The organism is Uruburuella suis (assembly GCF_004341385.1).
Taxonomy (GTDB): Bacteria; Pseudomonadota; Gammaproteobacteria; order Burkholderiales; family Neisseriaceae; genus Neisseria; species Neisseria suis.
This window is the reverse complement of sequence record NZ_SLXE01000001.1, coordinates 95,596-118,047: the sequence shown is the minus strand read 5'-3', so window position 1 is coordinate 118,047 and position 22,452 is coordinate 95,596. Positions and strand designations below refer to the sequence as shown.

17 protein-coding genes, 1 pseudogene and 1 CRISPR repeat array are annotated in these 22,452 nt (G+C 53.2%); of the genes and pseudogenes, 6 read left to right on the top strand and 12 right to left on the bottom strand.

Annotated elements, in window-relative coordinates; all coding sequences use genetic code 11:
• Positions 1-144: 144 nt before the first annotated feature.
• Positions 145-516, bottom strand: coding sequence for a hypothetical protein (locus tag EV680_RS00465; RefSeq protein WP_132952072.1), 372 nt, complete (start codon positions 514-516; stop codon positions 145-147).
• A 72-nt stretch (positions 517-588) separates the two neighbouring features.
• Positions 589-869: pseudogene (locus tag EV680_RS00460) on the bottom strand (cupin).
• Positions 870-1,419: 550 nt separating this feature from the next.
• On the opposite strand from EV680_RS00460, the gene EV680_RS00455 reads away from it, so the two are divergent.
• The 5 genes from EV680_RS00455 to EV680_RS00435 all read left to right on the top strand — a co-directional run bounded on the left by EV680_RS00455 (position 1,420) and on the right by EV680_RS00435 (position 5,890).
• A complete protein-coding gene (locus tag EV680_RS00455) occupies positions 1,420-2,643 on the top strand; it encodes a multidrug effflux MFS transporter (RefSeq protein ID WP_207894257.1) in 1,224 nt (407 codons plus the stop codon).
• A 111-nt stretch (positions 2,644-2,754) separates the two neighbouring features.
• Positions 2,755-3,837: a prephenate dehydratase gene (gene pheA, locus EV680_RS00450; RefSeq protein WP_132952070.1), complete on the top strand. Its 1,083-nt coding sequence runs from the start codon at positions 2,755-2,757 to the stop codon at positions 3,835-3,837.
• Between the two features lie 79 nt (positions 3,838-3,916).
• Positions 3,917-4,510: an LOG family protein gene (locus tag EV680_RS00445; RefSeq protein WP_132952068.1), complete on the top strand. Its 594-nt coding sequence runs from the start codon at positions 3,917-3,919 to the stop codon at positions 4,508-4,510.
• Between the two features lies 1 nt (position 4,511).
• Positions 4,512-5,294 carry a Rossmann-fold NAD(P)-binding domain-containing protein gene (locus tag EV680_RS00440; RefSeq protein WP_207894256.1) on the top strand — a complete coding sequence of 261 codons (783 nt, stop codon included), beginning with the start codon at positions 4,512-4,514 and terminating at the stop codon, positions 5,292-5,294.
• Between the two features lie 32 nt (positions 5,295-5,326).
• A complete protein-coding gene (locus EV680_RS00435; protein WP_132952066.1) occupies positions 5,327-5,890 on the top strand; it encodes a ubiquinone biosynthesis accessory factor UbiJ in 564 nt (187 codons plus the stop codon).
• 377 nt (positions 5,891-6,267) lie between these two features.
• On the opposite strand, the gene EV680_RS00430 is transcribed toward EV680_RS00435, so the two are convergent.
• The 3 genes from EV680_RS00430 to nirK form a co-directional block, all read right to left on the bottom strand.
• Positions 6,268-8,298, bottom strand: coding sequence for an autotransporter outer membrane beta-barrel domain-containing protein (locus EV680_RS00430; protein ID WP_132952064.1), 2,031 nt, complete (start codon positions 8,296-8,298; stop codon positions 6,268-6,270).
• 527 nt (positions 8,299-8,825) lie between these two features.
• Complete coding sequence (locus EV680_RS00425; protein ID WP_132952062.1) at positions 8,826-9,578, bottom strand: formylglycine-generating enzyme family protein; 753 nt, start codon at positions 9,576-9,578, stop codon at positions 8,826-8,828.
• Between the two features lie 132 nt (positions 9,579-9,710).
• Positions 9,711-11,204: a copper-containing nitrite reductase gene (nirK, locus tag EV680_RS00420; protein ID WP_132952060.1), complete on the bottom strand. Its 1,494-nt coding sequence runs from the start codon at positions 11,202-11,204 to the stop codon at positions 9,711-9,713.
• Positions 11,205-11,595: 391 nt separating this feature from the next.
• On the opposite strand from nirK, the gene EV680_RS00415 reads away from it, so the two are divergent.
• A complete protein-coding gene (locus EV680_RS00415) occupies positions 11,596-13,839 on the top strand; it encodes a nitric-oxide reductase large subunit (RefSeq protein ID WP_132952058.1) in 2,244 nt (747 codons plus the stop codon).
• Between the two features lie 120 nt (positions 13,840-13,959).
• A CRISPR array of direct repeats spans positions 13,960-14,931; the repeat unit is 32 nt; unit sequence GTTTCAACTCACAGCCGCCCGAAGGCGGCTGG.
• A gap of 209 nt (positions 14,932-15,140) precedes the next feature.
• Here the strand turns inward: EV680_RS00415 and cas2 are convergent.
• The 7 genes from cas2 to cas5c form a co-directional block, all read right to left on the bottom strand.
• Positions 15,141-15,434, bottom strand: coding sequence for a CRISPR-associated endonuclease Cas2 (cas2, locus tag EV680_RS00410; RefSeq protein ID WP_132951948.1), 294 nt, complete (start codon positions 15,432-15,434; stop codon positions 15,141-15,143).
• A 12-nt stretch (positions 15,435-15,446) separates the two neighbouring features.
• A complete protein-coding gene (gene cas1c / locus EV680_RS00405; RefSeq protein WP_132952056.1) occupies positions 15,447-16,472 on the bottom strand; it encodes a type I-C CRISPR-associated endonuclease Cas1c in 1,026 nt (341 codons plus the stop codon).
• 201 nt (positions 16,473-16,673) lie between these two features.
• Positions 16,674-18,158, bottom strand: a complete 1,485-nt coding sequence (locus tag EV680_RS00400) for an RNA-directed DNA polymerase (protein WP_132952054.1) — start codon at positions 18,156-18,158, stop codon at positions 16,674-16,676.
• 11 nt (positions 18,159-18,169) lie between these two features.
• Positions 18,170-18,775 (bottom strand): CRISPR-associated protein Cas4, encoded by a 606-nt coding sequence (gene cas4 / locus EV680_RS00395; protein WP_132952052.1) that lies wholly within the window; start codon positions 18,773-18,775, stop codon positions 18,170-18,172.
• Positions 18,776-18,777: 2 nt separating this feature from the next.
• Positions 18,778-19,635 carry a type I-C CRISPR-associated protein Cas7/Csd2 gene (gene cas7c / locus EV680_RS00390; protein ID WP_243650311.1) on the bottom strand — a complete coding sequence of 286 codons (858 nt, stop codon included), beginning with the start codon at positions 19,633-19,635 and terminating at the stop codon, positions 18,778-18,780.
• Positions 19,636-19,697: 62 nt separating this feature from the next.
• Positions 19,698-21,719, bottom strand: coding sequence for a type I-C CRISPR-associated protein Cas8c/Csd1 (cas8c, locus tag EV680_RS00385; protein WP_132952048.1), 2,022 nt, complete (start codon positions 21,717-21,719; stop codon positions 19,698-19,700).
• Positions 21,716-22,450, bottom strand: a complete 735-nt coding sequence (cas5c, locus tag EV680_RS00380; protein WP_132952046.1) for a type I-C CRISPR-associated protein Cas5c — start codon at positions 22,448-22,450, stop codon at positions 21,716-21,718. The genes cas8c and cas5c overlap by 4 nt, the downstream gene beginning before the upstream one ends.
• Between the last annotated feature and the right edge of the window lie 2 nt (positions 22,451-22,452).

Genomic DNA, 22,452 nt, shown 5'->3' with positions numbered 1-22,452 from the left:
AAGAACAAGCATCAACGCGGTGGTAAATATCGGCTACCCGTATCCGACCTACAACTTATTTTGGGGAGTGAAAATAATAAAGGCTACCTGAAACGGTTTCAGGTAGCCTTTGGCTGATAGGCTGAACGCCATGCAAACGAATGCTTAGGGCTTATCCGGCACACGGGTATAAATCGATTCCTCCCGATGCGCTTCATCATAAAGGCGCAGCTTGCCCTTTCGCAGGCCAAGTATTTTTAAACGCACCTGCGGATATTCTCCCAATCGTGAGGTGACCACCAATCGGCAGTTTTCTACCTTCCACGAGGCAGCGGAAAGCTCGGGCACTTGATGAAGCCATGAGTGGAATGTGCGCGTGCCGTTTTCCGTATCGAGTAAAAATTCTTCGAATTCACCGGTATGGCTGCTGCGACTCCAAGCACCGGCCAGCGCCTGCTCGGTAACCGGGCAAACTTCCGCGGCCATGGCCGCGTTTGATGCAGCGATGAAGAGGGATAAGGCAAGGATTTTTTTCATAAACTTAAACGCCTGAGTGAAGCCGAGCCGAAGCAAGGCCGGTTTGGATGAATGGCTGGGCTGCATCGATTTTCAAATGCTGCCTTCATGTTCTACAACCAGAATTCTGGCCTCCCCAATTGGGTGCGCAACGTGCTCAGTGCCAATGGATGCAAAGAAAATATCCCCTGCATTGAGGATTGAAGATTTTTCCGCGCCATCTTCTTTGTAAAACATTTCCACAGAGCCATTGAGCACCGCAAAAATTTCCTCACCGTCATTAATGTGTCATTTGTCACCCCATTCATGTTTGCAATATTTATTGCGCCCCAAGGGCACTCTGCTTTGAACTCAGCGCTACGGATGATTTTCATAAATGCCTTTGAAGAGGTGAAATGGTTTGCTGTGCAGGCTAACTTTTTTGAGGCTGATTCGGTTTTGCCACGACCGCTTGCCTGAAAGATTGGCCTGGCCGCAATTTTACTTTCAGGCGGCCTTTGCAGACAATAAAAATCAATCGGTTTTATCTTAATCCAATCAATTTGTTTGGCACAATCCACGGCATCATATTGTGTTGTGAAGCACCTTAGATCAGGCAATAACTAGATCAGGCAATAACTCGGTCGGAATTTATACCCATTCGAAAAGATAACCTAACTGCGACAGCGCTGGTTTGCAAAACCCATTTTCCAGGGCTGCGGCCAATATCGAATATCCGTACCCGAGCCAAAATTTATTTTGGTAAGCGGGAATAGGCAAGGCCGTCTGAACGGGTTTCAGACGGCCTTTTATAGCGCGCCAAACCCATGCAAGTGCATGATTTTATTATTATGCCGACAGGCCGTCTGAAAAGCGCGTATAATCATTGCCACATTATTTATTTTTGCAGCCGCCTTCGGGCGGCTTGCCTTTTGAGAAGCAAATATGACTCAAGCTCCGCAAACTTTAAGCGATAAGCAGATGGCCGCTCTGCTGGCCATGCTGGTGGCGATTATGCCTTTTTCCGTTGATGCCTATCTGCCGGCGATTCCTGCCATGGCCGATTCTCTGGGTGCGGATATCCACCGCATCGAGCAGAGTTTGAGCACATTTATGTTCGGCGTGGCGGCGGGGCAGCTCGTGGGCGGCTCGATAGCCGACATCAAAGGGCGGCGCGTGGTGGCGCTCACGGGCTTGGTGGTGTATATCGCCAGCGTAATCGGGCTGGTGTTTATCCGTTCGGCAGATGAATTGCTGCTCTTGCGCATGGTGCAGGCTTTCGGCGCGGGCATGACGGTGGTGGTGGTGGGCGCCATCGTGCGCGACAATTATGAGGGCAATAAGGCGGCGCAGATGTTTGCGCTGATCGGCATCATTATGATGGGCGCGCCTTTGGTGGCGCCGATGCTGGGCGCGGCTTTGAAGGCTTTGGGCGGCTGGCGGCTGATTTTCGGCTTTTTGGCGCTTTATGCGGCCATTGTGTGGGGCTTGCTTTATCGCTTTTTGGCCAAACCGGTGCACACCGATGCCATCAACCGCAGCATTTTCCGCACGGTGGCGGCGCGCTACCGCCATGTGCTGAGCACGCGGCCGGCGCTGGGCTTTTTGTTTTTTCAGGCGTTTAGTTTTTCATCGATGTTTGTTTTTCTCACCGAATCGTCGTTTGTGTATATGAATCTTTACGGCTTGTCGGCGCATGCTTATGCATGGGTTTTCGGCCTCAACATCATCACCATGGCCACGTTTAACCGCATCACCGCCTGGAAATTGAAAACCGGCAGCGATGCGAAAGATATTTTGAAATGGGGCATTCTCATTCAATTGGCCGCCAATGCGCTGATGGTGGCGGCGGTGATGCTCACCGGCATGCCGCCTTTGTGGTGGCTGGTGGGCTGCGTGATGGTGTCGGTGGGCACGCAAGGCTTGATTGTGGCCAACACGCAGGCTTGCTTTATGGGCTATTTCAAAGAAGAAGGCGGCAGCGCCAATGCGGTGCTGGGCGTGTGCCAATCGCTGATCGGCGCGGCGGTGGGCATGCTCACCACCTGGCTGCACAACGGCACGCCGCAGGTGATGGCGGGCATGATGCTCGCGGCCACGGTGTGCGGCATGGTGCTGCTGCTGGCGTTTTCGCGCGATGCCTGGCGTGAACGGCCGCAGCATGTGTAATCTGTGTCAGGCCGTCTGAAAGCGCATATTTTCAGACGGCCATTTTCTTTAATGCTAGAATAACGCCTGCTTTTTCCACCCCTTTTTCACCGTTTTCACAGAAAGAATGCCATGTCTGCCCATGATCCGCTTTTGCCGCACCGCAATGCCATTGACGAAATCGATGCCGCTGTTTTGCGCTTGCTCAACGAGCGGGCCGGGCATGCGCGCGCCATTGGTGAATTGAAAGGCACGGGCGTGGTGTATCGCCCCGAGCGCGAGGCCGAAGTGTTGCGGCGTATTCAAAGCCTCAACACCGGCCCTTTGCCGGGCGAGGCGGTGGCGCGGCTGTTTCGCGAAATCATGAGCGAATGCTTGGCGGTGGAGCGCCCGCTCACCATCGCCTATCTGGGCCCGGCCGGCACCTTCACCCAGCAGGCGGCCGTCAAGCATTTCGGCCACGCCGCCCACACGCAGGCCTGCACCACCATCGACGAATGCTTCCGCATGGTGGAAGCGCGCCGCGCCGATTATGTGGTGGCGCCGGTGGAAAATTCCACCGAGGGCAGCGTGGGGCGCACGCTGGATTTATTGTCGGTGTCGCCCTTGCAGGCGTGCGGAGAAGTGGTGCTGCGCATCCACCATCATTTATTGCGCAAAGACCATGCCCAAATGGCCGGCATCAGCAAGGTTTATGCCCATGCGCAGGCGCTGGCGCAATGCCACGACTGGCTGAGCCGCCACCTGCCCGATGCGGTGTGCATTTCCGTGTCGAGCAATGCCGAAGCCGCGCGGCTGGCGGCTCAGAGTGGCGAAGCCGGCGTGGCGGCGATTGCCGGCCAGAGCGCCGCCGAAATTTATCAATTGGTGAAAGTGGCCGAAAATATTGAAGACGAGCCCAACAACACCACCCGCTTTCTCGTGCTCGGCCATCAAGACACCGCGCCCACCGGCCGCGACAAAACCTCGCTGGTGATTTCCACCCCCAACAAAGCCGGCGCGGTAAACGCCCTGCTCAAGCCCTTTACCGAGCTGGGCATTTCGATGACCAAATTCGAAAGCCGCCCCAGCCGCTCGGGCTTGTGGGATTATCTGTTTTTTATCGACATCGAAGGCCACCGCAACGATGCCAAAGTGCAGCAGGCGCTGGCCGAATTGGGCGAACGCGCATCGTTTGTGAAAGTGGTCGGCGCTTACCCGCAGGCGGTGTTGTAAAACAAGCTTTCAGACGGCCTGCCAACATTCAGGCCGTCTGAAAACCAAATAAAAGAAAATCAGAGAAAACATGAATAAAATGAACCATATCGTAGTGTATTGCGGCTCCAATCTGGGCAACAAACCCGCTTATTTCGAAGCCGCCCAAGCCATGGGCAAAGCCATTGCCGAGCGTGGCAGCACGCTGGTGTATGGCGGCGGCAAAATCGGCCTGATGGGCACGGTGGCCGATGCGGCGCTGGCCGAAGGCGGCCAAGTAATCGGCGTGATACCCACTTTTTTGCGCGAAAAAGAAGTGGCGCATTTGGGCTTGAGCCAATTAATCGAAACTGCCGACATGACCGAGCGCAAAAACAAAATGATCGAATTGGCCGATGCCTTCATCGCCCTGCCCGGCGGTCTGGGCACTTACGAAGAATTGTTTGAAGTAGTGTCGCAAGCGCAACTGCGCCTGCATGCCAAGCCCGTGGGCGTGCTCAATATCGGCGGCTTTTTCGACGGCCTGTTGGCGATGATGCAGCAAACCGCCGATGAGGGCTTTATGCCGCAGGCCAATATGAGCCTGCTGTGTGTGGCGGATCATCCGGCCGCGCTGTTGCAAAAAATGGCCGACTACCGTTTTGTGGAAGCCGCAAAATGGGTGGCGCCCGCCTGGCAGAGCGAGGCCGTCTGAAATGGGCGCGCCCGATGCAGCGGTGTTGGGGCTGGGCTATCTCGGCCGCCCTTTGGCCGAAAAGCTCTACCAGCAAGGCCGCCGCGTGGCCGCCATCAAACGCCACCTCACTTCCGACGACATCAATCTGCCGCCCGAAGTCAGCCTCAGCGCGCACGATTTGAATGCCGCGCAGGCTTTTGACGCGGCACGTTGGCAAGATTGGGCCGATAAGCCCTTGTGGTTTTGCCTGCTGCCGCCCTCTGCCGTGGCCGATTATGCGATGGTGCTGCAAAATTGGCTGAGCTTGGCTCAAACCTTTGGCGTGCAACACATTATTTATGGCAGCAGCATCAGCGTGTATGGCGATGAAGCGCGCTTGTGCAACGAAGCCAGCACGCTCAATCCGCACACCGCGTCTGCCGAAAAAGTGCTGGCCGCCGAGCAGCTTTTTTTAAACAGCGGCATCGCACACATCGACATTTTGCGCCTGGGCGGCCTTTATTCCGCCAGCCGCCACCCGCTCACCAGCCTGCTCAAAAAAAGCCGTATCGGCGGCGCACAGCAGCCGGTGAATATGCTGCACCAAGAAAGCGCCGTGGCCGCCCTGCTCCATGCTGCCGCGCATCCGGCGGGCGTGCGCATCCGCAATATCGTGTCGCCCGCGCACCCGCCCAAACACGAATTTTACCGCGCCGAAGCCGCCAAGCTCGGCCTGCCTGAAGCCGATTTCGATATGGCCGACACGCGCGGCGGCAAAATTGTGGCCAGCCTTTATAACGATTTTATTCCGCAGGCCGTCTGAACACTTTTGGCGGCCTGCCAAGCGAGAACACCATGTTTGCCTTAGCGATTATCAACCATTTGATTCAGCAAAACCGCGAAACCCAAGCCGCGCTGGCCGGCTACAACGGCATTGTGTTGCGCATCAATGCCGCCGGCCTTGTCCTGCACGGCCGCTTCAACGCCGAGGGCTTTTTGGAAGAAAGCGATCGTGAAGCCGATGCCGAAATCACGTTTCACCAATCGGCGCTGCAAAAAGTGCTGCAAGGGCAAACCCCCGGCGTGGGCGATGTGGCGCTCGATGGCGACACCGAGCTGGCCTTGGCGCTGCTGCCACTGATGGGCAGCCTGCGCTATTATGCCAACGACGACATCAGCCGCCTGTTTGGCGATGCCGCAGCCGGCGGCATCAACCGGCGCGCGGCGCAAGTGGGCGGCACGCTCAAGCAGATCGGCCAAAGCCTGATGGCACAATGGGGCGACTTTGCCCGCGAGCCCGAAGCGCCGGTGATCAGCCGCGAAGAATTCGATGCCTGGACCGCCGAAGTGGAGCGCCTGCGCGACGACATCGAGCGCTTGCAGGCGCGTTTGAATAAAATCAGCCCGGAGGCGAATTAATACCCATTCAAAACGGTTTCAGACGGCATTGGTGTGTCATACCAATTCTAAAAAATAACCTTACAAATAAAGCAGTTCAGCAGCAGCATCCGCGTAGTTTGGCCAACGGCCAAAGCGATGTGCGTGCCTTGTTCTGCGAACAAGTGTCGGATTCGAGAATCCGACCTACAGGCTAATCGTGCCAACGTTTATTTGTATGTGGGAAATGAAGCGAGGCCGTCTGAAAAAAGTTTCAGACGGCATTGGTGTGTCATGCGTACGATTACGCTTTGCTTTCACAAAGCTAATTGTAGCTACGTTTATTTGAATGTGAAAAACAAAACGATGCCGTCTGAAAAGTTTCAGACGGCATCGCTGCTTAAACCACCAATATTTGTTTAAAAGCGTGCGCCTATGCCGATTTGCAGGCCGGTGTGGCTTTGGTTGCGGTGGCCGAAATCTCGGCTGGCGGCGGCAAAAGCGTGCAGCGGGCTGCCTTGCGGCTGCCATTGCACGCCGGCGAGCGCGCCCAGCCAGCTGCGGTCTTGCTCGGGCGTGGCGGAATAAAAGTGGCTGCCGCCCAAGCCTGCGCTGATGCCCTGATCGTCTTTTTTCCATTCTTTCACCCAGCGCAGGTTGGCAAAAGGCTGCCAGCTGCCGCTTTGGTGGCGCACTTCAAAGCCCAGCCCACTTTGCAGCGAATGCAGGTTTTGCTTGCCAAACTGCATGCGGGCGGCATCGCTGCCCTGCTCGGCAAAGCCGTTGATTTTGCCTTTGGTGAGGGTGAGGTCGGCCAAGGCAGATAGGCGCGTGCTGTTGCTCTGCCACACATCGTAGCCACCAAAGAGGCCGCCGGCGCGGCTGTTGCCACTGGTGTCGCCGCTTTGGGTTAATGCAGCTTGGCCGAGGTTGAAATGGCGGCGGGTGGTGTAATCGCTGTCGTTAATCTGCACCAAGCCGCCCAGCCACCAGCGCGGTTGATCGTAGCGGATAAAGCCGCTGAGGCTGTTGGTTTTGCCCTCGATGTCGGTGCGGCCGCTGCTTTGTTCGTTTTCGCTGCGGCTGAACACGGCACCTGCCTGCCAGTTTTCATTAAATTGCGCTTTGGCACCGGCATGAATGCTGTGGCCGTCGCCGCTGTGGCGCTGGTAGGCGGCGATGGCATCGAGCGTGTGCGGCGCTTGCGGGTTGCTGCGTTGGCGGTTGCTCTCTTCGCGCACAAAGTCTTGCACGTTGCGGCTTTGCTCCATGACGCTGCGGCGCAGAGCTGCCATGTCTTGCGGCGCTTGCAGGGTGTTGATGATGTAGTCGGCCATAATTTGGTGTGCGGCGGGGCCGGGGTGGAAGCCGTCGGCAAACAGGCGGCTGTCGGCCTGCGCGGCATCGGCAGGCCGGCACAGGCTTTGTGCGGTGCTGCCGCTGCAAGCCGGGGCGGTGGTGTTGGCCAAGCCGTAGCGCTCGGGGCTGGCGAGCATATCGGCAAAGAGGCGGTCGGTGTCGATGCGCACGATGTTGCCGCCCACTTGATTGAGCGCGGCGGTGGTTTGGCTGTTGAGCAAGGTGGTGGCGCTGGTGGCGCTGGCGGCAAAGCTTTGGTATTGCGTTTGCAGATTGGCGTTAAACGCCGCTTCGCTGATGCCGGCGGCGCTCAACGCTTGGCCGAGCGGGCTGCTGTAGATTGCGGCGGCGGTGTTGGCCAGCACGGTGGCGCGGGCGCTGTTGAAATCGGCCAGCGATTGTTGCTCGGTTTGCGCCAGCGCGGCTGAAGCCGCTTGAAAAGCCTGATTAAAAGCGGCGGTGGCGGCGCTGCCCATATTCGGCGCAACCTGCTCCACTTGTGCGCCGAAACCTTGCGCGGCGGCTTGGCCGAAGCTTTGAAACAGCGTGGGCGTGTAGACCACATTGGGCACGTTGGGTATCACCGCCAAATCCACGCCGGCGCTGCGCAACGTTTGCCATTGGCGGGCGCTTTCGGCAGCGGCGGCGGCGGTGTCGGCGCTCACCGATGCGGTGGGCGAGGCAGCACTTTGGGCGCGCTCGAGAATGGCGGCCATATCGTTGCCGCCGCCCCATAAAATATGCAGGCTTTCAGGGCGCACGCCTTGGGCGGTGTAATTCGCAATTTGCTGTTGCAGGGCGAGGTTAGGCTGCGCGGCGGTGAGCGCGCTGTTGCTGCCCAGCACCACGCCGCCGCTGTAGGCATAATTGCTGCCGCCGCTGCCCGAAGCGGTGAGGCTGCTGCCGAGCGCGGCGGCCACATGCTCGTCGTAGAGCTTGTGCATTTGGCCGTTGGCATCGAGGTAGCTGGCTTTGAGCGCCCAGCCGGGCTGGCCGGTGTCGCTGAGGCTGTCGCCGAACACGACCACGTTTTGCCCCAAGGCAAGCGCCGGCAGAGCCGCAATCAGGGCGGCGGTGAGTTTGCGTTTCATGTTTTCTTCCTTTGTGGGTGTTTGTTTTATTTATGGCCGCTTGTTGGCGGTGAGGTGATACTAACGGGCTTTACAGGATTTGACAATCAGAGAATGCTGATGAAATGTTTCTATGTTTTTGAAAAATGGGTTGAAGCTGCGGCAAGTCAAAACGGCGGATGGTGTTACCCGATGCAATTTCTTGGCTGTTTGCACGGATAATGTAAAGGTTGAGCAGGCCGTCTGAAAGGTTTCAGACGGCCTTTGCATATGATTCATCATGCAATGCCTTATTTATAGTGGAATGAATGCAAAACTGATACAGCCGCATACAGCAAACCCTGCACGCCAAAGCCGTTTAAACCGTGTGCGTGGCTGCGCCACACCCTGCGCACGGTTTGAGGTTTATTGTTTTGCGTCGGTTTTTCTTTGATTCCACTATATTTGAATGCTTGCAAAATATTGTCCAAACACAAAAAAAGCGGCGATACGTTTAAGCGTATCGCCGAAGCTGCTTGCTGAGACTGGCTCATGCAGGAGGAAGCAATCTATGCTTTGGCACACCTGAAACCCAGGTTGTGCAATGAGAATTTGGCTTGCAGGCTGGTGCGCAAACCGTAGCGCAAAAAGGCGGCATAATCGCTCGGGTCGGCGGTGCCGATGGCCGCACCGCTGCAAAACATATTGGCATCCGCGCTGCCGGAGCTCAAAAGGCTGCTGTTGAAGTCTTCTGTCCATTCCCAAATCAGGCCGTGCATGTCGTGCACACCCCAATAATTGGCGCGGCTTTTGCCCACTTCGCGCAAGCCTTGCTGGCTGCTGTCGGCATACCAATCCAAAATGGTGCGGCTGTAGCCGGGCTCGGTGGTGCCGTTTTTGCGGGTGGCCGAAGCCTGGCCGGCATATTCCCATTGGTCGATGGTGGGCAGGCGTTTGCCTTGTGCGGCGCAATAGGCGTTGGCGGCAAACCACGATACGTTGGTGACCGGTTTATCGGCATCACCGGCTTTGGGTGCAAAGCTTTGGCCGCTTTTCACCCATTGCTGTAAATAGTGGCCGTCGGCCTGCTTGCTGCTGATTTTGCCGCGCTGCCATTGCGGATTTTTCTGCACAAATTGGGCAAATTCGCGGTTGGTTACCGGCGTTTTATCCAATTCAAACGCGGCCACGGCGATCATGGGCGTGTCTTTTTTCAGATAGAGCGGCCGATAGCTGCCGCCGCTGATTTTGGCCATATCGGCGGCAAAGGCCGAGCCGCAGAGCATCAACAGGCTGAGGGAGAGCAGTTTGGCTGTGTTCATGGCGGGTGTCTTTATCTTTATCATCAAAATGTTTTTCAGACGGCCTTTTTGCAAAAGCCGTATAAAAAGCATTCTGTTGCCGTTTTTTTGTTTTAAAGGCCGTCTGAAACCTTTCAGACGGCCTCTGTGCTTTTACTTGGCTTTGCGTTCGGTGGCAACCTCGGCCGGTGTAACTTGGCCGCCGGCATTACCCCAGCTGTTGAGGATATAGGTAAGCACGTTGGCGGTTTGCTCGTCGTTGAGCGCTACAGCCGGCATCACGCTGCTGTATTCCTTGCCGTTAACGGTAATCTTGCCGCTCACGCCGCGCAAGATGGCATGGATGCCGCGTTTGGTGTCGGCCGCCAGATAATCCGACTTGGCCAGCGGCGGGAATGCGCCTTCCACACCTTGGCCGTTGGCTTGGTGGCAGGCCAAACAGTTGGACTCATACACCGCTTTGCCCAGCTTGATTTGGTCTTCTTTGCTGGCCGCTTTGGCGGGGCCGGCTTCCACACGAGCCGCTTCGCTGGCGCTCAAAGGCACGGTTTGAATCGCGCCGCCTTCAGGCTGGTAAACCGTGTCGCCGATTTTTCCGGAGAAGATTTCTTTATTTTCAGGGCCTTCCACCACCAATTGGCCGAGCGCACCTTTGTTGAAGGCACGGAAAATCGAGTGATCGACCAAAGTGTAGCTGCCGGGCACATCCACTTTGAAATCAACCATCACCGCACCGCCGGCAGGCACCAGTGTGGTTTGAATGTTTTTATTGACCAAATCGCCGCCTTCTACATGCACATTATCGAAAATCTCACCGATCACATGGAATGAAGACACCAAATTGGGGCCGCCGTTGCCCACAAACATGCGCACGGTTTCGCCCACATTGGCTTTGAGCGCATTGTCGCCGGCAATCGCGCCGACATGGCCGTTAAACACCACATAATCAGCCTGCTCTTTGATGGCTTTTTCCATGTCGAAAGGTTGCAGGCCGCGTTCGCCATAAGCGCCTTTGGTGTAGAAATCGCCTTGCACCACATAAAATTCTTTATCCACTTTGGGCAGGCCGCCTTTGGGCTCGACCAAAATCAAGCCATACATGCCGTTGGCAATGTGCATCCCCACCGGCGCGGTGGCGCAGTGATAAATATAAAGACCGGGCTGCAAGGCTTTGAAGCTGAATGTAGAGGTGTGGCCGGGCGCGGTGAATGAAGCCGCAGCACCGCCGCCGGGGCCTGTGGCCGCATGAAAGTCGATATTGTGCGGCACTGTGGAAGTGGGATGGTTGGAGAATTGCACTTCCACTTGGTCGCCCTCGCGCACACGGATAAATTGGCCGGGCACATCGCCGCCGAATGTCCAATATTTATAGTCGACACCATCGGCCATCTGCATCACTTTTTCCAACACCTCGATTTTCACCACCACTTTGGCCGCATGGTCGCGATCAATCGGCGGCGGCACATCAGGTGCGTGCGTTACCACGGCATCAATCACCGGCAATTCGCCCTGCGGCTCTTGAGCCGCGGCTTGTTGGCTGGCGCCGGAGGCGGCCGGTGCGGGCGCTTCTGCTTTTTCAGCGCTCTGGCCGCAGGCAGCCAAGGCAAAAACGGAGGCAATCAGTGCGGCTAAGGTTTGGCGTTTCATGGTGGTTCCTTTTCTTCCCTGCCGGGAGAAATATTGTTGTAGGAAGGCGTAGCAATTGCGCTTTACGCTTTTTTACGGATTATGTGTTAAGCCTGTTTTACCTTCTTTGATGCACATCAAATTATTCAAAAATTATGAATCTTTAAGCAGGAATGTAGTTCTTTGTAACTAGATTTTTTGCCACCCAATCAGCCTTGATTTTTAAAATTAATGATTCTTTTCAAAAAAATAGCTGAAATATAATCAATTTATCTATTTTGCCACATATTCCAACCGGAAAAGACATAGGCCGTCTGAAAGCTTGTTTTTTGAAAAACAGCCGTGATACAATCTTTAACATTCATATAATATGAATTAAAAACCACCCAAACAACCCTTTCAGGAGCACAAAATGGGACAGTATAAAAAGCTTTGGTACGCGCTGATTGCCGTGCTGACGATTACTTTCTCCATCCTCGGCTATTTAGGCGTCGAGGTTTACCGCAAGGCCCCGCCTTTTCCGCAGCAATATGTTTCTGCTTCCGGCCAAGTGCTGATGAGCAAAGAAGATATTCTGGCCGGCCAATCTGCCTGGCAGAGCACCGGCGGCATGGAGCTGGGCTCGATTCTCGGCCACGGCGCTTATCAAGCGCCCGACTGGACAGCCGACTGGCTGCACCGCGAGCTGGTGGCGTGGCTGGACATCACCGCGCAAGCCGAACACGGCAAACCTTATGCCGAGCTGGATAAAGCCACACAAGCCAATCTGCGCGAGCGCATGGCCGAGGAATACCGCAATCAAAGCCGCGTGGGCAGCGATGGCAATGTGGTGCTTTCAGACACCCGCATCAAGGCGATTCAAAGCGTGGCGCCCTACTACATCACCCTTTATGGCAATGATCCTTCCATGATCACCACGCGCGAACATTTCGCGATGAAAAACAACACCCTGCCCAGCGAAGAAGCGCGCCAAAAGCTCACCAACTTCTTCTTCTGGACTGCATGGGCCGCCTCCACCAACCGCCCCGATCACGATGCCACTTATACCAACAACTGGCCGCACGAGCCTTTAATCAATAATGTGCCCACCACTGAAAACTATATGTGGTCGTTTGCATCGGTGGTGTTTTTGCTCTTGGGCATCGGCTTGTTGGTGTGGGGCTTCTCTTTCCTGAGCAGCAAAAACCCGCACGAGCTCAACAGCCAAAGCGAAGACCCGCTCTCGAAAGTGGTGCTCACCCCTTCGCAAAAAGCTTTGGGTAAATATGTGTTTCTCACCGTGGCGCTGTTTGTGGTGCAAGTGCTGCTCGGCGGCATTACCGCCCACTACACCGTGGAAGGCCAACAGTTTTACGGCATCAACCTTTCCGAGTGGTTTCCCTATGCCTTAGTGCGCACCTGGCACATTCAATCGGCCATTTTCTGGATTGCCACAGGCTTTCTCACCGCCGGCCTTTTCCTGGCACCGATTGTAAACGGCGGCAAAGACCCGAAATATCAGGCGCTGGGCGTAAACCTGCTTTACGTTGCCCTGTTTATCGTGGTGGCCGGCTCTTATGCAGGCAACTTCTTTGCCTTAAGCCACATCATGCCTTCGCACCTGAATTTCTGGTTTGGCCATCAAGGTTATGAATATTTGGATTTGGGCCGCTTTTGGCAAATTCTGCTCTTTGTCGGCCTGCTTTTGTGGCTGTGGCTGATGCTGCGCTGCACCATCAGCGCCTTTAAAGACAAAACCAGCGATAAAAACCTGCTCGCCATTTTCGTGGCTTCAATGATAGGCGTAGGCGTGTTTTACGGCCCCGGCCTGATGTATGGCGAACACACCAGCCTGACCATTATGGAATACTGGCGCTGGTGGGTGGTGCATCTGTGGGTGGAAGGCTTCTTCGAAGTGTTTGCCACCGCCGCACTGGCCTTTATCTTCTACAGCATGGGCTTGGTCACCAAAAAAATGGCTACCGTGGCTTCATTAGTGGCAGCCAGCCTGTTTATGGTCGGCGGCGTGCCCGGCACCTTCCACCACCTGTATTTCTCAGGCACCACCACCCCGGTGATGGCCGTGGGCGCATCTTTCTCCGCACTCGAAGTGGTGCCGCTGATTTTGCTGGGCAAAGAAGCTTATGAGCATTGGTCTTACCAAAACGCCGCACCGTGGGCGCGCCGCCTGCGCTGGCCGCTGATGTGTTTTGTGGCCGTGGCATTCTGGAACATGGTCGGCGCCGGCGTGTTCGGCTTCTTGATCAACCCGCCGATTTCACTCTTCTACCTGCAAGGCCTCAACACCACCGCCGTGCACGCGCACGCCGCCCTCTTCGGTGTGTATGGCTTCCTCGCCTTAGGCTTCGTGCTCTTGGTGGCGCGCTACATCCGCCCCAACGTAGCCTTTGACGACAAGCTGATGACTTGGGGCTTCTGGCTGCTCAACATCGGCCTCACCCTGATGATTGTAATCAGCCTCTTGCCCATAGGCGTATTCCAAGCACATGCCAGCATTTCACAAGGCCTGTGGTATGCCCGCAGCGAAGGCTTTATGCAGCAAGAGCTGCTCGACACCTTGCGCTGGGTGCGCACCATCGCCGACCTGATCTTCATCGGCGGCGCCTGCTGCGTGGCTTGGCAAGCAACCAAAATGATCTTCAGCCGCAATAAATAATTTGTCATATTTTATTTAATGAAAGGCCGTCTGAAAGCACAACATGCTTTCAGACGGCCTTTTCACAGCCGCCCGAAGGCGGCTGGATAATGTGTGGTACTTTTGGCAGATGCTGAAATTGTTTCAACTCGCAGCCGCCCGAAGGCGGCTGGCCGACAAGCCGGCCACTTCCTGCATCGCGTTTTCGTTTCAACTCACAGCCGCCCGAAGGCGGCTGGGGTTGAAAACGCTGCACGAGCAAACAGATTCAGGTTTGTTTCAACTCACAGCCGCCCGAAGGCGGCTGGGAGGGTTTGGGCAATCCTGCCCTTGTCGCCGCGATGTTTCAACTCACAGCCGCCCGAAGGCGGCTGGTTTTTAAAAATGTTGCCATGGTGAGCGTTTTCAAAGTTTCAACTCACAGCCGCCCGAAGGCGGCTGGCATGTGTCACCGCGCCACCGCCCCGAAATCAGCGCAGTTTCAACTCACAGCCGCCCGAAGGCGGCTGGCAAGCCGCGCGGCACCGCCGGCGATGCCGTGCCCGTTTCAACTCACAGCCGCCCGAAGGCGGCTGGCAAGGCGGTGAGCGCCAGCGCCAAAGTGCTGCCCGTTTCAACTCACAGCCGCCCGAAGGCGGCTGGTTGGACACATGAAAAAGGTCTTAAGAGAGCTAAGACGTTTCAACTCACAGCCGCCCGAAGGCGGCTGGCAAACCACAAATAGTCCATAATCCCTCCCCTGTGTCGTTTCAACTCACAGCCGCCCGAAGGCGGCTGGGTGGCCGTCATATTTTGGAGCATATTCAAGAACGGGTTTCAACTCACAGCCGCCCGAAGGCGGCTGGTTGACAAGGAATTTAAACATGGAAAAACGTGAAAACGTTTCAACTCACAGCCGCCCGAAGGCGGCTGGGCTATCGGCGGTCATTTGGCCGCCAGTAGAGGCTGTTTCAACTCACAGCCGCCCGAAGGCGGCTGGGAGCCAACACAGGATAGACCAGTTCTCAAGCAATCGTTTCAACTCACAGCCGCCCGAAGGCGGCTGGCGCAAGAGCCGGAACCGGATAAAGACGGTGCAGCGGTTTCAACTCACAGCCGCCCGAAGGCGGCTGGTGCCGCCGCTGAAACCCTTGGCCCGCAAGGCTTGCATCGCCCTGTTTCGCTAAGGTTTCACCGAAGACACATGACCTTACTATATCACAGCCAAGTAAGGCCGATTTTTCCAAATTGTTAAAGAAATCAAGCCTCGCTGATCTGCGGGCTTTTTGATGAGCACTACAGGTTAGCGCTCGTGCAATCCGTTCAGATAATTCGCCACAAGTTCAGATAATCAGGGTGTCTTTAAAAATATCTACTGCGGCTTTGGCGCCGTGGTGTTCTACTTTGCGCCGCCATTTGCTGCCCAGATGGTAAAAGCGCAGGCTGTCGGTTTCGGGTTGATAGGTGGCCAGCAGTTTGGCTTTCAGCTGCACCCATTGGTCGGGCGCGAGGTCGCATTCGAATACGGAATATTGTACGCGCACGCCGTAGTCGAGGCAGTGTTTGGCGATGCGGCGCAGGCGGGTTTGGCCTTCGGGGTCGGCCAGGGAGATGTCGTAAGTAATCAGCATCAGCATTTCAGGTAGCCTTTAGCGCATCAAAAACGGTGGGTATTCGGCCAGATCGCCGCGCAGGTGCCGCGCCAGCAGCATGGCTTGGATATGGGGCAGCAGGCCGATTTCCACTTCTTCCTGCAAATAGGGGTGGACGATTTTTTCCTGTTTCTTGGCTTGCAGGGTTTGAAACAGCAACTTGCGGGCTTCGGGCTTGATGTTGACGGCGCCGCCGGCTTCGGTGCTGAAGTCTTGCAGCCGGATTTGGCCGCGGTTGATTAGGCTCAGCACCAGGCGGTCAGCCCACCAAGCGCGGAATTCTTCCAGTAGGTCTTGCGCCAGGCTGTCGCGGCCGGGGCGGTCGGCGTGCAAAAAGCCCACTTGCGGGTCCAGCCCCACGCTTTGCAGGGCGCCGCTGATGTCTTTGCCGAGCACGCTGTAGAGAAACGACAATAAGGCGTTCACCGGATCGCGCGGCGGGCGGCGGTTGCGGCCGCCAAAGGTGAAACCGCTCTTTTCGGTGAGCAGATGTTGGAATACGCCGAAATAGCGGGCAGCGGCATCGCCTTCTATGCCGCGGATTAAGTCCAATGTGTGCGCCCGCTGCAATTGTTGCAAACTGAAATTCAATGCGCTAATGGCCGTCTGAATCTCGCTATGCTCGCCGTGGTTGCGTTGGCGGCGCTGCAACACGCGTTTGGCCGACTGGATTTTGGCGGCAATAATATGGCGCGCAATCGGCACAGGGTTGCTTTCGGATAAGCGATATTGGGCGCGGCGCAGCAACACATTGCCGCTCTGCCGCCCCTGCAAACGCCCGAGAAAGCGGCCATATTCGGTGAAAAAAGCCAGATTAACGTTATTCTCACCACAAAAACCCATTAAAAACGGCGACACCAGCACGTTGCCGAAACAAAAAATATGGCCGATGGCATGCACCGGCAATTGCGCCACTTTTTTGCGCTCCTGCGCTACGGTTTGCTCAATCACCAACGTTTCGCGCTCTTTGTGCAGATAACTGCCTTGGGTGGTGATGTAGAGCGTGTTTTGTAGTTTGCGCATGGTGAATTCCCTTGGTTTTGACCGCTCTTTTATTATGGTTTTTTTCTGATAAATGATGATATGCAAATGTAAAATGAATGCAAGCCCACTGTTTAGGCTACCTGAAACGTTTTCAGGCGGTCTTTTATTTTCTTTGAGATATTTGTTAAGTTATCCCTCTAACCAATTCAATCCACATTCCCTATAAAAATAAAAAAATCATTAATAATCAAAAATATCAATTTCTTTGTTATAAATAATATTATCTAATCTATTAAAGTCATCTTTTAAAAAAATAGCTGTATTTTCCAAAATTCTCTTCATATTTTTTCCTTTTATCCAATCATGATTCCATAAAGAAATTTTTTCCTCATTAGCTAATAAACACAACTTTTCAGAAAAATAAAATGGAGCTAAATCAGATTTCAGCATGCGTTGTAACCAAATTTGAGCAAATCCCGAGTTTGGCATTTTGCTCAATTTATCATGAACCAAAAGCGCAATATCTTCAGATGATTGCTCCATATAAGAAAATAACTTACTAATAATCGAACAACATATTGGAATTGTTTTAGGATTATGATAAGCAATATCTGTAACAATACTAATAAGCTGTTTAATACTATTTGGTGTTCTTTTTACTAACTCTATTTTTTTGTCAAATTGATTTAATGCAACAGTCAAGCTGCCAGAGTTTGGATATTCAATACCATGCTGTCTAATAACCAAAAGTTGTTTTTGTAAATTTCTATGACTCTGCTTAATTTTTAACCATGCCAATTTATCTTTTTTAATTGATTGTGTAATAACATCTTGACTACCTTTCGTTTTACTAGCATTTAACTTCAACCCAAGAGGCATCATAATTTCCGACAATAATTTTAAGATTTTCTCCCCATCATTAGCATTACAAACAAATATCCGATAATCATCTCGATAACGCAAAATTTGATATTTAATTATCTTCTGCTTTTGCAAAACAGCACTCAACATTCGGTCAATATAACCTAATACAATTTCTGCAATAAAATCCATCAGTACCGAACCTTGGGGAATACCATTAGTTTGCTGATACTGTGCATTTTGAATACTTTTATCTATAAAATTACCAAGTCTGTTTCCACTTCTATCTTGCTTAGCAACTTGCTTACTTTCCACTGCCCATGCAATAGAATGTGTATAAATTGAACCATAACAATCCGCTACATCTGTATCAAAAACATAATCGTATTCTAGCGAAAGAAAAATAGATTCCTGCTCAACCAACTCCCACCACTTCAAAATTTGCTGTGCTTTGTCCGACTGTCTACTTTCTGATTGAACAGGAATGCTCAAACATTTTATTTTTTTATTTTTTTGAAATTTTTTAAACCTCGCTTGCAATTTTCCCCAATTATCTTTTTTGGTGATTTCATGCACTAAGTCAACATATACCAACGGATGAATAAGCTGCAAAGGCCTCCACGAAAGCTTGCCATCTTTATTAGCATATATTAGGTGATTTACATCATCTAATTCCCCTATTGCACCTTTTGACATACTAAAATCAGTTAATCGCTTTGGCTCTGTAAATTCATGAGATATTTTATCCAACAACTCTGAAAACGAAAAATACTTTGGCAAATCAATATTGCAATAACTTTCCTGTTTTAAGAAAAACTTTCTTGCCTCGTCATAAGTCAGTTCTAAAACATTTACCCTATTCATTATTTTATCCTTCACTCCCCAAACAACCCCTCAACATACCCCGCCGACCTATCCCTCCCCATCAACTGCGGCTGGCAAATCTCCACCAGCGAGCAAGCTTTGCAATGCTTGCCATACACCGGCGGCGGGGTGCTGCCGCTTTCCAGCAGCAACCGCACTTTTTCAATCACCGCCAGCGTTTCCTGCCTAAGGCTACCTGAAAACACCACCGGCTCGCGATGGCGGGTTTGCTGATACCACAGCGCGCCTTCTTCTACCGTTTTGCCGGTCATTTCTTCCAAACACAAAGCTTGGGCGCAGAGTTGGATTTTGTCCCACAAGCCTACTTTGGGTTTGCCGCGTTTGTATTCCACCGGTTTCAGACGGCCTGTGGCCAATTCGTGCTCAATCATATCGAGCACGCCGCTGATGCCGAGCTTTTCTGCCGATGCGTGCACGCTGCGCTCAAAGCGAACGCCTTTGCGGGTTTCCGGCTCGCCGCCGTCCACCCGCTCGTGCAGCACCCTGCCCTGCGCGGTGAGGAAATTCTCCGCCCACGCCTGCTCATTGTGGATCAACGCGCATTGGCGCGGGCAGAAGGCGTAGTGTTGCAGGGCGGCGAGCGGGATGGTGCGCATGTTTAGAAGCCGTCAATCGCGTCGGGCGTTAAGCCATCCAATTGGCTCAATACATAGCTGCCGTCTGCATTGACTTTTAAACTGCCGTGCACTTTGGCGGATGAATATTGGCCGGATTTGCAGTTATGCTCCCACCAAATCAGCTTTAATACCTGCATGCTGCCTTCGGGGCGGGCGGAAGAGGCATCGCCTTCGAATAATTGGGTTAACACGGTTTTGATTTTTTCGGCATCGGCATCGGAAAAGCCGGTGCGCTCGGCCAATTGCGGCGACATGGCGCCATAGGCCACATACACGCCGCTGTCTACACGGTGTTTCATGCCCATGGTGTCGGAGCTTTTCTTCACGTCACTATCTCCATCACCATTTACGCTTTTGGTAATCTGTGTACTGGTAATATTAATAGGCTCAATGCTGTATGCCGAATGAAGTGTTACAGGCCCCCTTACTGCAATGGAAACACCGTCTTCATCTTTACCGCTAAATGCAAACACCTGCCCGAAACTGCGCACATCAAACCAATTTTCACAGGCACTCTTTGCGATTTCATCTTTTTTCACATCTTTCTTGCTTGTTTTCTTTTTGGATTTTGTCTCTACTTCATCTCCCAATAAATCGGTAGTTTGTGAATTATTCTTTTCTTCCAAATGCTTGATAAATCCGTCATAGCGATTTTTCAAACTCACCATGCCATCATCCTTACGCTCATTGGCTTGAACAAAAATCATCTCACCATTCTCTTGCAGGCGGTCGCGGATTTTGCGTTTCAGGCACACGTCGGTCATCTCGCCGATGCCGGAAAAATCGGCACGCGGGCGGTTGCCGTTTAAGGGATCGCCGTTGGGGTTGGCATTTTTCACGCCGATAATCAGGGCGAAGTCGATTTTTTTAGTTAAGCTCATGGTGTTTTCCTTGTTAAAATTTAAACGGTTTCGTTGTCAACTTGTTCATCTTCATTGGCGTCATTTGCAGCATTCCATTGGTGTCGATAAGCCATTTTTTGGCTGTGATAACCCAATAAAAACTCCCCATTCAATGGATCATCCATGGCTATGCCTGCTTTTCGATATTCGTTCAGTGCCACGCCGATTTCATCCAGCTCTTTTTCACGATTCCGTAAGAAACCCATATAACGGTTATTGCGCAATCTGTCTTTATAAGGTTCCAATCCGTTTGCAATCTGCAACCATGTGGTTAAAGGCCGCATTGCAAAACGCTGCAGATAGCGCTCTGCGTTGGTTGAGCGTGTTTCTCCCGCCACTTGCAGGGCTTTCGATTCAATTCTTTCCAAAACCGCGAATAACCTGCCAAACAAATAGTCACGGGAAGTATTTTCCGTTTCCAAACTCATAGTAAATGTTCTCCGTTGTAATAAATCATGATGACGCGCCCGCCAGCCTTTGTATAGGGCGCAGGCCACGCCCACATTGCGCTCCCATTCCCAGCGCTCATAACCGCTGGGGCTGCAGGCTACCTGAAAGCTTTGCTGCACCCAATCGAAAGGTATCGGCACATTTTGTCCGCCGGCAATCACCGGCAGCAGACGCGCATAGACTTGCTTTTTCAAGGTGTCGCTCAATGAGCGGCCATACACGGTTTGGGCGATGGCCAAAGGCGATGGCGGCATCCACGGCCATACGGTTTGTTTGGCTGTTTTTTTGCCCTCTTGCGTTTCACGCGTGTAGCGCTGATACCAAGCGAAATCGTCGACCCAGACATTTAGATTATCGAAATAATCGGCAGGCAGAAATTCCTGATAATAGGTTAGCGCCATGCGCCCGGGTGTGGCCGAATCCAGCATCAGCAAAGAAATTTGCTCGTGCGCGCTTAATTTTGCTTTAAAGCCGTGCATTTTCTTTTTGATGATTTGGGCGGCTTTGCGGCCGATATTGATGGACCAATCCAGCGTATTTGCTGTTTCAGACGGCCTTTCGTTGGCAAGGGATGGCGCAGCGTTATCCGTATCGTCTTCATCGTCCAGATAATGGTAGCTGTCTTGCAGCGGCGCGGGCACGGTTGCGCCATTGATTGCCCAAGCCACGCTCACCTGATCGCCATTGCGGATGCCTTGGCGCGCAATCAGCCAGCGCAAGGCACTGTGCGCTTTTGCAGACACTTCCGATGAAACGCTGGCGGCTTCTTCGGCGGCTTCAAAACGGCCGCGAAAAGTGTAGCCGCTTTTGTCGTTGGCGGAAATCAGCTTGGCTTTATCGCCGGTGTGGCGCAATTTGGCGGGGTGTAGCGTTGAAACTACCGCTTCTTTACCTTGGACTACGCAAAACCCTTTTTCTGCCGCATCACTGCTCGCCACATAGGCTGTCCAAGCCTCTTGAATGGATTTATCCTCCCATGTTTCGCTTTCGACGTCGCCGGCAATTTCTACTTGCCAGCACACTAAAGCCGCACCCGGCTCTATTTCTCCTTTGGTTTTGGGCAACACCGAAAAAATGGGTGGTGCATCTCCGTCTTCTATCCATTTATTCAAAATATGGCCGTCTGAATCCAACTGAAAAATACCGGCTTGAACCAAATCGGCCATCACCCGCCCTTTGCCCACATAACGTGAAATGGCCAACACTTTAGGATGCATGAAAGATGATTCACACCATTTTTGTAATTGATTGAAATATCCGTCGAAAAATGAGTCTTTACTGCCGCCGTAATTTGCATAATCTTTAGCAACATATTGAATCTTATCGGCCAACGGATGGGGTGGTGGCTTGGTGCCGGATCTACTTTCCGACGATTCAGTCACCGGCAGCATCACCACCGTTTTTGGTGCCATCACCCGTGCCGTCTGAAAATCACCCGCACCATCAATCACCACCACGATATGAGCGGTTTGCAAAGTATGACCCACCGGCGTGAGCGGGGCATCTGTGTTTTTCAGATTGTGTGCCAAGGCGGCGTTATACGTTTGATACAGCTTCTGCATCCAGCTCATAAGCCCAGCTCCTTCGCTTCATCGGCCACTGATTTCATATTGGCGCCGAGCACAAATGCTTTTTCAGGCAGCATTTTGCGGATAACGCGGCTTTTCAGACGGCCTGAGTCATCTTGTGTGCTCGGAAAGGTAATCACGCCGTTTTGCATATTGGCCGGCCAAAAGCGGCTGAGCAATTCGTGTTTGCCGGTTTCTTCGGGATAGGCAAAGCTGTGAAACATCAGGCCGAAATCAAGGTTATGCTCACCCAGTTTTTCCTTATCATAAGCACCCTCGCCGCTGCCGAATTCGCACGGCTCCACATAGCCCTGGCAATCGCGTGTGCCCAGAAAAATATCCTGCCGCCCGCCGCGCGCCAGCATGCGCTCGGCGATGGCCAGATGTTTGCCGGCAATGCGGTCGCCTGCCAAATCGGGGCGGTGTTCGTTCCATTCGAAATGGGCTTCCACCTGATATTCTACATCTTGCAAAAAAGTGTAAATCGCCAAGGTGTTGCCGCCGTCCCAATTGAGCGGTTTGGTGGATTTGCTTTGGGTGCGGATGGGCTTGATAATGCGCACGCGGTCGATGTGCCAAATCAAGGTCGGCTTCCAATAAATGCTGCGGGCAATGCCTTTTAAGGCTTCATAAGTGGGCACTTGATAGCTGAATTTTTCACCGCCGATTTTGGTTACCGGGTCGGTAAATAAAGCCTGCCGCCCCCACACGCGGAAACTGATTGTGTTATTCATTA